The 12,461-nt window shown below is 64.4% G+C and carries 8 protein-coding genes and 1 tRNA gene; 7 read left to right on the forward strand and 2 right to left on the reverse strand.

From position 1 onward, the window contains the following. Nucleotides 1-39: 39 nt before the first annotated feature. Nucleotides 40-1,263 carry an MFS transporter gene (locus AACH55_RS20350; RefSeq protein ID WP_338716438.1) on the forward strand — a complete coding sequence of 408 codons (1,224 nt, stop codon included), beginning with the start codon at nt 40-42 and terminating at the stop codon, nt 1,261-1,263. A 78-nt stretch (nt 1,264-1,341) separates the two neighbouring features. Here AACH55_RS20350 and AACH55_RS20355 read toward each other — a convergent pair whose 3' ends face one another. After that, nucleotides 1,342-2,844 (reverse strand): AMP nucleosidase, encoded by a 1,503-nt coding sequence (locus AACH55_RS20355; RefSeq protein WP_338716439.1) that lies wholly within the window; start codon nt 2,842-2,844, stop codon nt 1,342-1,344. A gap of 599 nt (nt 2,845-3,443) precedes the next feature. On the opposite strand from AACH55_RS20355, the gene AACH55_RS20360 reads away from it, so the two are divergent. From AACH55_RS20360 to AACH55_RS20375, 4 genes are all read left to right on the forward strand, one after another. Next, nucleotides 3,444-4,511 carry a type II asparaginase gene (locus tag AACH55_RS20360; protein WP_338716440.1) on the forward strand — a complete coding sequence of 356 codons (1,068 nt, stop codon included), beginning with the start codon at nt 3,444-3,446 and terminating at the stop codon, nt 4,509-4,511. Nucleotides 4,512-4,672: 161 nt separating this feature from the next. Beyond that, nucleotides 4,673-6,301, forward strand: a complete 1,629-nt coding sequence (locus AACH55_RS20365) for a glucan biosynthesis protein D (protein WP_338716441.1) — start codon at nt 4,673-4,675, stop codon at nt 6,299-6,301. Between the two features lie 82 nt (nt 6,302-6,383). Continuing rightward, nucleotides 6,384-6,460, forward strand: a tRNA-Arg gene (locus tag AACH55_RS20370). 194 nt (nt 6,461-6,654) lie between these two features. Further along, on the forward strand, nt 6,655-6,957 hold the full coding sequence (locus AACH55_RS20375; RefSeq protein ID WP_338716442.1) for a hypothetical protein: 303 nt from the start codon (nt 6,655-6,657) through the stop codon (nt 6,955-6,957). Between the two features lie 80 nt (nt 6,958-7,037). Here AACH55_RS20375 and AACH55_RS20380 read toward each other — a convergent pair whose 3' ends face one another. Next, a complete protein-coding gene (locus tag AACH55_RS20380) occupies nt 7,038-10,154 on the reverse strand; it encodes a multidrug efflux RND transporter permease subunit (protein ID WP_338716443.1) in 3,117 nt (1,038 codons plus the stop codon). A gap of 168 nt (nt 10,155-10,322) precedes the next feature. On the opposite strand from AACH55_RS20380, the gene AACH55_RS20385 reads away from it, so the two are divergent. Both AACH55_RS20385 and AACH55_RS20390 read left to right on the forward strand, forming a co-directional pair. Beyond that, entirely contained in the window at nt 10,323-11,063 is a 741-nt protein-coding gene (locus AACH55_RS20385) for a response regulator (RefSeq protein WP_338716444.1), read from the forward strand. Between the two features lie 21 nt (nt 11,064-11,084). Next, nucleotides 11,085-12,173 carry an ATP-binding protein gene (locus AACH55_RS20390; RefSeq protein ID WP_338716445.1) on the forward strand — a complete coding sequence of 363 codons (1,089 nt, stop codon included), beginning with the start codon at nt 11,085-11,087 and terminating at the stop codon, nt 12,171-12,173. The last annotated feature ends 288 nt before the right edge of the window (nt 12,174-12,461 follow it).

Below are 12,461 nucleotides of genomic sequence, written 5' to 3' on the forward strand. Positions count from 1 at the left end.
AGCATAGACACCCGTTCCCCTCACGCCTCTGTGAAGTCCATGACCCAGCCCGCCTCATCCATGCCCGCCGCCCCGATCCACGCACTGGCCTGGAAAGTCTGCCTGTCCGGCATGGTGGCCCTGTCAGTGGCGATGGGCATCGGCCGCTTCGCCTTCACGCCGCTGCTGCCGATGATGCTGCATGAGGGCAGCCTGTCGCTGCAGATGGGGGGCTGGCTGGCCACGGCCAATTATCTGGGCTACTTCGCCGGCGCCATGCTGTGCGCCTTTCATCGCAGCAAGCGCGGCGTGGCCATGCTGCGCGCAGGACTGGTGGTGACCATCCTGCTCACGCTGGGCATGGGGGTGCTGCATCATGACGTGGCCTGGCTGTGGATGCGTTTCTTGTCGGGCGTGGCCAGCGCCTATGTATTCGTCTACACGGCCGGCTGGTGCCTGCAACAACTGACGCAACTCGGCCGTCCGGAACTGGGCGGGGTGATCTTCTGCGGCCCCGGACTGGGCATTGCCCTGACCGGCCTGCTCTCGGGCCCGATGATCGCGGCGGGCTGGCTGGCGGCCGGTGGCTGGATTGCCTTCGGCGTGATTGCGCTGGGGCTCACTGCATTGGTGTGGAAGTCGTTCAGCTTCGATGCCGGGCGCGGCCTTAATGTACATCCGCATGACAGCAATGCAGCACAGGCCCCCGTACCGGAATCGGCCAGCCAGAAGAGTGAAGTGCTGATCCAGGTCTTCGCCTATGGCATCGCCGGCTTCGGCTACATCATCACCGCTACCTTCCTACCGGTGATCGCGCGCCAAGCGCTACCGGGCTCGGTCTGGCCGGATTACTTCTGGCCGATCTTCGGCCTGTCGGTCGCGCTGGGCGCCTTCAGCGCGACACGGCTCTCAGTGCAGGCCGACCAGCGCCTGCTGCTGACTGCCGCCTACCTGATGCAGGCGGCGGGTGTGCTGGTATCCATCCTCTTGCCCAGCGCCCCCGGATTCGCGCTGAGCTGCCTGCTGCTGGGCCTGCCCTTCACGGCCATCACCTTGTTCGGCATGCGCGAGGCGCGCCGCCTGCGCCGCGAACACGCCAGCAGCCTCATGGCCCTGATGACGGCCGCCTATGGCATCGGCCAGATCGCCGGCCCGCCGCTGGCCACCGCACTGGTCCACGGCAGCGGTTCCTTCACGCCGTCGCTGTGCGTGGCGGCCGTGGCCCTCTTGATCGGTGCCGGGCTCTACTATCGCTTGACCATGACGCATCGCTTGCCGCGCTGATGCGCATCACATAAACAAAAACGCCCGCGACATCTTCTGTCGCGGGCGTTCCCGTTTGCAGCAATGACGGCGAGACGTTCAGCGGAACGCCGGCTCCGCAAAGCTGCGCAGCTTGCGGCTGTGCACCTGCTCGATGCCATTGTTGCGCAACAACTCCAGCGCGCGGATACCGATCTGCAAGTGCTGCGCCACGCGCTGCTCGTAGAAGGTATTGGCCATGCCGGGCAGCTTGATTTCACCGTGCAGCGGTTTGTCCGACACGCACAGCAGCGTGCCGTAAGGCACCCGGAAGCGGAAGCCGTTGGCGGCCACCGTGGCGCTTTCCATATCCAGTGCGATGGCGCGGCTCTGGGAGAAACGCAGCAATGGCATGCGATGGTCGCGCAGCTCCCAGTTGCGGTCATCGACCGAGGCAACTGTACCGGTACGCATGATGCGCTTCAATTCGTAGCCTTCCAGCTGGGTGATGCTGGCCACCGCATCCTGCAAGGCCAGTTGCACTTCAGCCAGGGCCGGGATCGGCACCCACAACGGCAGGTCGTCATCGAGCACGTGATCGTCACGCACGTAGGCATGTGCCAGCACGTAGTCGCCCATGCGCTGCGAGGCCGACAGGCCGGCGCAGTGGCCCAGCATCAGCCAGCCGTGCGGACGCAACACCGCCACGTGGTCAGTCACCGTCTTGGCATTGGACGGACCCACACCGATGTTGACCAGCGTGATGCCGCTGCCATCGGCGCGCTGCAGGTGATAGGCCGGCATCTGCGGCTGCCGTGCCGGTGCCACACCGGAAACTGGCCTGGTCTGTGTACCGGTCTGGTTGGCACTCCAGGTGGTGACATTACCGGGCTCGACGAAGGCAGTGTACTGGCGACGATAGGCCAGCTCATCCGGATCATCGGTCGGCTCCATCAGGCGCCGGCCCAGGCGCACGAATTCATCGACGTAGAAAGCATAGTTGGTGAAGAGCACATAGCGCTGGAACTGGTCCGGCGAGGTCGCCGTGTAATGACGCAGGCGATGCAGCGAATAATCGATGCGCGGACCGGTGAACAGCGCCAGCGGATGCGGCCCTTCGCGCCAGGCACCGTTGTCCACTTCATAGGTGCCGTTGGCGATGCGGTCATCCATGGCTGCCAGGTCGGGCAGGTCGAAGTAATCGGGCAGCGTGCGCAGGTGTTCCGGATCCAGGCTGCCTTCGACGTGGATGCCCTCGGGGAAGGCGAAGTGGACCGGGATGGGCATGTCGCTCACGCCCACTTCCAGCGGCACCTCATGGTTCTGCAGCACCAGCTTGAATTGCGCCAGCAGGTATTGATGGAACAGCGCGGGACGCGTGAGCGTGGTCTCGTAGCAGCCGGGACCGGCGACGAAGCCGAAGGACTGGCGGGTATCGGTGTGGGTGGATTTTTCCGTGGTGATGCGCACGAAGGGATAGCAGGCACGCACCCGCTGCTGCATGCCCGCATCGCTGGCGAACTGACGGAAGGCATCGCGCAGGATGGCGGTGTTGTGCTCGTAGATTTCCAGCACGCGCGCATAGGCGGCTTCGGGGTTGGTGAATTTTTCTGTGGCAAACATCGTGGTTCTCCATCATTGCCGCGCGCCACACCGGGGGTCAGTCCAATGCGCTGGAGCGGCGCGGCCGGTTGGACCGGTCATTCATCGAAACGAGAACCCACGCCTTTTGATGAAATGGGTTCCACTTGTGCGCAGCACCATCTTACCTGAGAGCGGGCCATTCCATGCAGCCGCAGCATACGCGGATCAGTCAGGACAATGACGCGCTTGTCCGGCTTTGCGGTGCTCCTGTTCGGTGGTATCTTCCGAGTCCTACGGCCGCGTTTACTTATTTTTTCTCCACGCAAAGAAGCGACCGCCTACCGCGCGCCAGAAGCCGGCGAGAGCCGCGTCAGCGCTCCGTCAGAGGTGCAACATTCTGTCCTTTCCGTTCACTCACCCTCCTTCAAAACGCACGAAACGTGCATGCCACCCCGCCGCAAAGCGCTCTGCCATGCGGCTTTCTCATCGGATAAAAAAAGCTTTGATTGCGGCGCGCACCGGTGCTATCGTGTCGGCGCTTTGGCCGGGAGGCATCACGCAGCAAGACGTCGAGCATCCGTGCCGGGCTACCAATAAAAACTAAGAAAATTCATTCAATCATTCGTTCAGAGGCACACATGATTATCAGAAAAATCTTCCAGCAAATGCTGGTCCTGCTCTGCCTGGCTGCGGCCGCTGCAGCTCACGCACAGAACCTGCCCAACGTGGTCATCCTGGCCACCGGCGGCACCATCGCCGGCACCGGCGCCACCAGCACAACCACCGTCGGCTACACCGCTGCCAAGGTCGGCGTGGACGCCTTGATCGCAGCCGTTCCCGAACTGAAGAAGGTCGCCAACGTGCGTGGCGAGCAGGTCATGCAGATCGCCAGCGAGAACATGAACAACGACGCCTGGCTGAAGCTGGCCAAGCGCGTCAACACCCTGCTGGCGCAGAGCGATGTGGATGGCATCGTCATCACCCACGGTACCGACACCATCGAAGAAACCGCCTACTTCCTGGACCTGGTGGTCAAGAGCAGGAAGCCGGTGGTGATCGTGGGCGCGATGCGTCCGTCCACCGCCATCAGTGCGGATGGTCCGATCAACCTGTACAACGCCGTGCTGCTGGCCGGCTCCAAGGAAGCCGTCGGCAAGGGCGTGCTGGTGACCCTGAACGACCAGATCAATGCTGGCCGTGAAGTGACCAAGACCAACACCTCCACCATGGACACCTTCAAGACGCCGGAACTGGGCTTCCTGGGCTACATCCAGGGCAGCAAGCCTTACTTCTATCGCCAGTCGACCCGCAAGAACACGGTCGACACGCCCTTCGACATCATGAACCTGGACAAGCTGCCGCAAGTCGATATCGTCTACGGCTACGCCAACATGAACCCGGTTGCGCTGAACGCCTTCGTGGCCGCTGGCGCGCAAGGCATCATCCACGCCGGCGTGGGTGACGGCAGCCTGAACAACACCGTGGTGCCGGCACTGACCGAAGCGCGCAAGAAGGGTGTCGTGATCGTGCGCTCCAGCCGTGTCGGCCAGGGCATCGTGGCACGCAACGGTGAAGCCGATGACGACAAGCTGGACTTCGTGGTCTCCGATACGCTGAATCCTCAGAAGGCACGCATCCTGCTGATGCTGGCGCTGACCAAGACCACCGATACCAAGGAAATCCAGAAGATGTTCTGGGAATACTGATCCTGCCGCTCCGGTCATCCGGAACCCGCATCAGTCTGAAAGCCCGCTGCCTGCGCAGCGGGCTTTTTTGTGGGCGGAACCAAGCGCAGCCGCACTGACTCTGTAGAGTTCGCATCGCCCCGCCACCGCCGCCATGAGGCCGCCTCACAGGAGAACCACCCATGCCCAGCCGCCGTCATTTCCTCGCCGCCGCCAGCGCCGCCTCAGCGATGGCCGCACTCGGTCTGTCGCCGCGCGCGCTGGCGGCACAGGGCTTGCGCCTGGGCAGCGCGCAGCCGTTTGCCTTCGACACGCTCATCGCCCGCGCCCGCGACATGGCCCGCACGCCCTATCAGGCCCCGCCCGCTGCGCCCGCCGACGTACTGGACCAGATCGATTACGAAGCCCACGGCAAGATCCGCTTCAAGACTGCGGATGCCCTCTTCGCCCAAGGCCCCGGCGCGTTTCCGGTGACCTTCTTTCATCTCGGCAAGTTCTTTCGTGTACCGGTACGGATGTTCATCCTTACTGGTCGAGGCGATGCCACTGTACCGGTACAGGCGCAGGAAGTGTCCTACCGCGATGACTACTTCGACATGCCCGCTGACAGCCCCGCGCACCGGCTGCCTGCGGGCAGCGGCTTTGCCGGTTTCCGCTTCCAGGAAAGCCGCCTGGCCGATCAACAGCTAAAGGACTGGCGCAATAATGACTGGGTGGCGTTTCTGGGCGCGTCCTATTTCCGTGCCATCGGCGATCTGTACCAGTACGGTTTGTCGGCACGCGGCATTGCCATCGATGTGGCCCAGGCCGACCGGCCGGAGGAATTTCCCGACTTCACGCAATTCTTCTTCGAGCCTTCCGCGCCGCACAGCGATACCGTGGTGGTCTACGCACTGCTCGATGGCCCCAGCATCACCGGCGCGTATCGCTTCGCCATGCAGCGCAAGGACGGGGGCGGCGTCGGCATGGAGATCGACAAGTCCCTGTTCCTGCGCCGCGACGTGGCGCGCCTGGGGCTGGCACCGGCCACCTCGATGTACTGGTTCTCGGAAACGGTCAAGGGCACGGGCGTGGACTGGCGGCCAGAGGTACATGACTCCGACGGTCTGGCGATCTGGAATGGCGCCGGCGAACATCTGTGGCGACCGCTCAACAATCCGCCGCGCACCATGGCCTCGGCCTTCAGCGACCAGCACCTGCGCGGCTTCGGGCTGCTGCAGCGCGACCGGGATTTCGATCATTATCTGGATGGCGTGCATTACGAACGCCGCCCCAGCCTGTGGGTGGAACCGCTGGGCGACTGGGGCGACGGCGAAGTGCAACTGATCGAACTGCGCACCGACGACGAGATCCACGACAACATCGTCGCCATGTGGGTGCCCAAGGCTCCGGCGCGCGCGGGCAATGCGTATCGCCTGCGCTACCGGCTCTACTGGCAGCAGGACGAGCCCTTCCCCACCCCGCTGGCGCGCTGCGTGGCCACGCGCCTGGGACGCGGCGGCCAGCCTGGACAGGCGCGCCCGCCGCAGGTGCGCAAGTTCATGGTGGAGTTCAAGGGCAAGCCATTGGAGGCCCTGCCCTTCGGCGTGCAACCGGAAGCCGTCATCACCGCCTCGCGCGGCAGCATTTCCTACGTCTACACCGAAGCCCTGCCCAATGGCGTGCCCGGCCACTGGCGCGCGCAGTTCGACCTTACCGCCAGCGGCGCGGAGCCGGTCGAGCTGCGCCTGTTCCTGCGCCATCAGAGCCAGGCGCTCAGCGAGACCTGGTTGTTCCAGTACCACCCGTTTGCCTCGCGGGAGGTGTATTGAAGCGCGGCCATGAAGTTTTTTTGCGGGGTCACGAAAAAATGTTTGTACTTTTTAGAAAAGCTCCTTATAATCTCGGTCTTTCGCGGCTGTAGCTCAGCTGGATAGAGTACTTGGCTACGAACCAAGGGGTCGTGGGTTCGATTCCTGCCAGCCGCACCATATGTAGTAGAAAAAGGGTCCATCGCAAGATGGACCCTTTTTTGTTTTCTGCAGCTCATCCACAAAATCAAAGCCTGGCCGACGGCGGATTACGCCATCGTCCGACAGGCGTGCCCAGCTCGGCTGGCGATAATCAAGGCTCCCCTACCGATCCCTATCCGATTTGCATCCCCGCGATGCCTACAGGAGCCGCAATGAAAAAGACGTCCTTCCTCATGTTGGCCGCTGGTTCCCTGGCCATGCTGGCCGCTGCCAGACCGGTACTGCGCCGCTACGGCGAGCTCAACCGCCGCGCCGTCAATACGCAGGCCGGCAGCGCATCGGGCCACCCCGCCGTCTTCAGCCCAGAAGACATGCAGCCGGTCGCGCAGGAAAGCAGCATGGTGGCCGAGGGCGCGCAGCAGCACGAGCCGGCCGGCGCAGCGCCGGTACAAGCCGCACCAGTGCCTGCCGCTGCGCGCAAGGACGGGGATTTCGCACCGCCCGTGGGCGCCTGATCTAGGGCCGCTGGCCGTCCGGGTCTGTGCCGTGAGCGCAGGAGGGGACGCATTGCGCCGCCCCTCACTGCACGGTTGCATCAGGGCTGCTCCCTGCGCTGATCCGGGCGCCGCCGCCCCGCCCCCGCGCCCAGTACCAGCACGAACAGCAGCGGCACGAACAACACTGCCAGCACGGTCGCACTGATCATGCCACCGAAGACGCCCGTACCGATCGCACGCTGTGTCTCGGCGCTGGCACCGGAGGCCAGCATGAGCGGCACCACGCCCAGCGCAAAGGCCAGCGACGTCATGAGGATGGGCCGCAAACGCAGCACCGCCGCCTTGATCGCCGCTTCCACCAGCCCGGCGCCTTCGGCTCGCAACTGGCGGGCGAATTCCACGATGAGGATGGCATTCTTGGCGGACAGCCCGATGACGGTGATCATGCCGACCTTGAAGAAGACGTCATTGGGCATGTCGCGCAAGATCACCGCTGCCACCGCGCCGACCAGTCCCAGCGGCACCGCCAGCATGACTGCCAGCGGAATGCGCCAGCTCTCGTAGAGCGCCGCCAGCACCAGGAACACCACCAGCATCGACAAGCCCATCAGCATCGGCGCCTGGGCTGCCGAGAGGCGTTCCTGCAGCGACTGGCCGGTCCACGCAACGGCAAAGCCGGGCGGCAATTGCTGCGCCAGGCGCTCCATCTCGGCCATGGCTTCCCCACTGGCCACGCCCGCGGCGGCGCTGCCTGAAATGCGCACTGCCGGGAATCCCTGATAGCGCTGCAGTTGCGTGGGCAACATCTGCCAGGACGGCCTGACCAGTTCGGCCAGCGGCACCATGCCGCCGCTCTGGTTGCGGACATGCAGCTTCATCACATCCTCGATCTGCATGCGCGATGCGGCCTGGGCCTGCACGATGACCTGCTGCATGCGGCCGGCATTGGGGAAATCATTGACGTAGAGCGAACCGATGGCGGCCGACAGGGTGTCGCTGATGCTGGCAAAGGACACGCCAAGCGCGGCCGCCTTGTGGCGATCGATCTCCAGCTGCAGGCCGGAACCGGACGGCAGGCCATCCGAATAGACGCCTGCCAGCTTGTCGCTGCGGGCAGCCAGCGCCAGCAGCTGCGCTTCGGCCGCCTTGAGCGCGGCATTGCCCTGGTTGGCGCGGTCCTGCAGGCGCATGGCAAAGCCGGAGGAATTACCCAGCTCATCGATGGCCGGGGGCAGCAGGCTCATGACGATGCCATCCACACCGCTTTCCATCGCGGCCTGCGCATGCTGGGTCTCCAGCGCGGCGGTGGAACCCTTGCGCTCTTTCCAGTCCTTCAGTTCGGTGAAGGCCATCGCGGCATTGGGACCGGAACCGGAAAAGCCGAAGCCCAGTACGGACAGATTGGCACCGATATCTTCGCGCGTCTTCAGATAGCGCTCGAACTGATCCACGGCGCGGGCAGTGCGCTCGGCGGTGGCATCGGCGGGCAGCTGGAAACTGGTCATGAAATAGCCCTGGTCTTCTTCCGGCAGGAAGGCCGAGGGCAGTGCCCGCAAGCCCAGCACCAGCAAGAGCGACAGCGCGCCATAGAGCAGCATCATGCGCACGCCCCGCGCGATGACGCGGCCCAGCAGCGATTCGTAGCGCCGCGTCAGGCGGGCGAAGGCGCGGTTGAAGGCACCGAAGACGCCGCGCTTCTCATGATGGCCGGGCGCTACGGGCTTGAGCAGCGTGGCACAGAGCGCCGGCGTCAGGCTCAGCGCCAGCAAGGCCGAGAACAGGATCGACACCGCCATGGCCAGTGCGAACTGGCGATAGATCACCCCGACCGATCCGCTGGCCAGCGCCATGGGGATGAACACCGCCGTCAGGACCAGGGTGATGCCGACGATGGCCCCGGTGATCTCGCGCATGGCCTTGATGGTCGCCTCGCGCGGCGCGAGCCCCTCCTCGGCCATGATGCGCTCGACGTTTTCGACCACCACGATGGCGTCATCGACGATGATGCCGATGGCCAGCACCATGCCGAACATGGTCAGCACATTGACCGAGTAGCCGGCCACCAGCATCACCCCCAGCGTGCCCAGCAGGGCGATGGGCGCGACGATGGCCGGGATGAGGGTATAGCGCACGTTCTGCAGGAACAGGTACATCACCAGGAACACCAGCACCATGGCTTCGATCAGGGTCTGCACCACTTTCTGGATGGACACCTTGACGAAGGGCGCCGTGTTGTAGGGCAGCGAGAAGTGCATGCCCTGCGGCAGGCTGGGGCGCAGTTCTTCCATGCGTGCCTGGATGGCCGCAGCGGTGCGCACGGCATTGGCCCCGGGCGAGAGCTGCACCGCAGCCACACCGGCGGGCTTGCCGTTCTCACGGTTGACGAATGCGTAGGACTGCGCACCCAGCTCGACCTTCGCCACATCGCCCAGCAATACCCGCGAACCATCCGCCTTGGCCTTGAGCACGATGGAAGCGAACTGGGCCGGTGACTGCAACTGGCCCGGTACAGTCAGGGGAACGGCAATCTGCTGGCCCGGTACAGTTGGCGTATCACCCAGGCGCCCCGGAGCAATCTGTGCGTTCTGCTGGTTGATCGCGGCACTGATGTCGCTCACCGACAGGCCGAAAGCATTGAGCTTGAAGGGATCGATCCAGATGCGCATGGCCTGCTCGGCACCAAACAGTTGCACGCGGCCCACGCCTTCGATACGGCGCAGCTCTTCGACGATATTGCGGGCCAGGTAATCGTTGAGACGGATTTCATCGTAGCGGCCATCCGTGGAGGTCAGGCTGACCATGAGCAGGAAGCCCGAGGCCGCCGATTCCACGCTCACGCCGTTCTGCCGCACCGTCTGCGGCAGACGCGCTTCGATGGCCTTGAGCTTGTTCTGCACATCCACCTGCGCCAGTTCCGGGTCCGTGCCCGGTTTGAAGGTGACGGTGATCTGGGCGCTGCCCGAGGTATCGGCCGAGGATTCGAAATAGAGCAGGTTCTTCACGCCCGATAGCTCGCGCTCGATCAGGCTGATGACGCCATCGTTCATGGTCTGGGGCGTGGCGCCCGGATAGGTGGCGGTGATCGTCACGCTGGGCGGAGCCACCGAGGGATAGCGGGCGATGGGCAACTGGCTCATGGCGATCACGCCGAAGAGCATGATGAACAGGGCGACCACCCAGGCAAAGACGGGACGGTCGATGAAAAAGCGGGGCATGCAGAAACTCCATCGAGGGGAACGCGCGAAGGTCGTGGCTACCGGTCCAGGCCAGCCCCCTGTCGCTTGGCGCAGGGCGACAGTACAATCGCGGGCGAAGGCGGAGTCTGGGCCATCGGCGTGAGGATTGCGCGGTACAACTATGGAGTTTCGATGGAGAAGGCAACAATGACAGCACCCCAGCTGGGCCTGGGCGAGGATACCGCGGTGCAGGGAGCGTTGATCCTGATCGCCGAGGATGCCATCGAGATCGCCGAGATCCTCGCCGCCTACCTGGCCCGCAGCGGCATGCGCAGCGTGCACGCGGCCGATGGTGCCAGGGCACTGGAACTGCATCTCTCGCTCAAGCCGGACCTGGTGCTGCTGGACATCCAGATGCCGCAGGTCAACGGCTGGCAGGTACTGGCGCAGATCCGCCAGCGCGGCCATACGCCGGTGATCCTGCTGACCGCGCTGGATCAGGACGTGGACAAGCTCATGGGCTTGCGCATCGGTGCCGATGACTACGTGGTCAAGCCCTTCAATCCGGCCGAGGTGGTGGCACGGGTGGAAGCGGTACTGCGCCGCAGCCTGCCGCGCGAGGCGCGCGACGAGCGGCGCATCCTGCGCGCCCCGCCCTTCGTGATCGACTTCGAACAGCATGAGATAGTGGCCGAGATCGAGGGGGTGCGCCATACGCTGGTCCTGACACTGACCGAATTCAAACTGCTGGCGCAGCTGGCGCGTGCACCGCGCCGCGTGTTCAGCCGCGCCGAACTGCTGGCGACCTGCCTGCCCGAGGGCGATACCCTGGAGCGCACCGTGGACAGCCATGTCAGCAAGCTGCGCAAGAAACTGGAAGACCTGGGCATCGCCGGCATCCCGGTGAGCATCCGCGGGGTCGGCTATCGCTTCCGGTCGGGCAGCTGAGTCTCAGGCAGCAAGGCAGACATGAAACCCGACATCGATCTCATCACCCTCTGGCGCGGCAAGGGGCTGGCGCGCCAGATCATCCGCTCCATCGCCATCCTGGCACTGAGCATCATGCTCATGGTGCTGCTGGGGTCGTACGGGTTTTATTCGACCATGTTCATCCTCATGCCCACGGCGCTCTCGGCACCGGACAGCTGGCTGCCCTCGCCTGCGGAATGGGGATGGATCATCGTCACCACCTTGATCGGCATGGCCATCGCGGTGTGGGTGGCGATGCGCCTGTCGCGCCGTATCCTCACGCCCCTCAATTCGGTGGCCAGCAGCCTGCGCCGGGTGGCGCAAGGGGATCTGGCCGCGCGCGCGGCGGCGCAACGGCAACCGCTGGACGAGGCGTCGCAACTCATCAGTGACTTCAACACCATGGCCGAGCGCCTGGAGCGCGCGCAACAGGAGCGCATCTTCTGGAACGCCGCGATTGCCCACGAATTGCGTACCCCGGTGACGATCCTGCGCGGACGCTTGCAGGGCTTGTCCGATGGCGTGTTCCAGCCTGATCCGGCGCTCTTTGCCAGCTTGCTGGTGCAGGTGGAAGGACTGGGCCGGCTGATCGAGGACTTGCGCATCGTCGGGCTGGCCGAAAACGGTCACCTGCGCATCCAGTTGCAGCAGACCGACCTGCGGCACGAGGTCATGACGGTGCTCAAGGCGTGCGAGGCGGCGCTGCAGGAAAAGGGCTTCACCCTCACCGTGGCGCTCAGTGCGCACGCCGCGGTATGCGACCCGGTGCGCATCCGACAGGCCTTGCTGGCCCTGCTGGAAAACGCCCTGCAGCACGCCACGCCGGGGCCCTTGCACATCAGCACCGCGCAGATCGATGGCCAGCATTGTCTGCGGGTGGAAGACAGCGGCCCCGGTCTGACGGAGGCCGACGCCGGGCGCATCTTCGATGCCTTCCAGCGCGCAGCGCATGCGGGTGCGGCTGCGCCCAAGGGGAGCGGCCTGGGACTGGCCGTGGTGCGCGCCATCGCCAGCGCGCATCACGGCCAGGCAGACTGCCGCCCCTCGCCCCTGGGCGGGAGCTGTTTCGAACTGCGCTGGCCGGAATGAATCCGACCAAAAATCGCCGGAAGGTTCATGCGGTCCAGAGCGGCCATGCCGCCTGTCGGGCATTCCCGGCACGCGACTGAATCTTCGTTCACATCGCCCGCCAGCCCCCGCCAGTCGGGCGTTTCGCGGCGCTAGCGCATCGCCAGTACAGCGGACGGGTTCCTGAGCTTGAAGGCAGCGACCAGCTCGGTGAGCTTGTTGGCCTGCCCGTTCATTGATTTAAATAAATAAACTGAATTAAGAATGCTAAATTTATTTTATTGGTTATATTTGGTTATTCAATGTCGT

This window comes from Herbaspirillum sp. DW155, assembly GCF_037076565.1.
Lineage (GTDB): Bacteria > Pseudomonadota > Gammaproteobacteria > Burkholderiales > Burkholderiaceae_D > Herbaspirillum.

Coding starts and splice junctions, on each gene's coding strand:
- AACH55_RS20350 (WP_338716438.1), top strand. CDS start 40: ATGACCCAGCCCGCCTCATCCATGCCCGCCGCCCCGATCCACGCACTG.
- AACH55_RS20375 (WP_338716442.1), top strand. CDS start 6,655: ATGAAAAAGACGTCCTTCCTCATGTTGGCCGCTGGTTCCCTGGCCATG.
- AACH55_RS20365 (WP_338716441.1), top strand. CDS start 4,673: ATGCCCAGCCGCCGTCATTTCCTCGCCGCCGCCAGCGCCGCCTCAGCG.
- AACH55_RS20380 (WP_338716443.1), bottom strand. CDS start 10,154: ATGCCCCGCTTTTTCATCGACCGTCCCGTCTTTGCCTGGGTGGTCGCC.
- AACH55_RS20385 (WP_338716444.1), top strand. CDS start 10,323: ATGACAGCACCCCAGCTGGGCCTGGGCGAGGATACCGCGGTGCAGGGA.
- AACH55_RS20360 (WP_338716440.1), top strand. CDS start 3,444: ATGATTATCAGAAAAATCTTCCAGCAAATGCTGGTCCTGCTCTGCCTG.
- AACH55_RS20390 (WP_338716445.1), top strand. CDS start 11,085: ATGAAACCCGACATCGATCTCATCACCCTCTGGCGCGGCAAGGGGCTG.
- AACH55_RS20355 (WP_338716439.1), bottom strand. CDS start 2,844: ATGTTTGCCACAGAAAAATTCACCAACCCCGAAGCCGCCTATGCGCGC.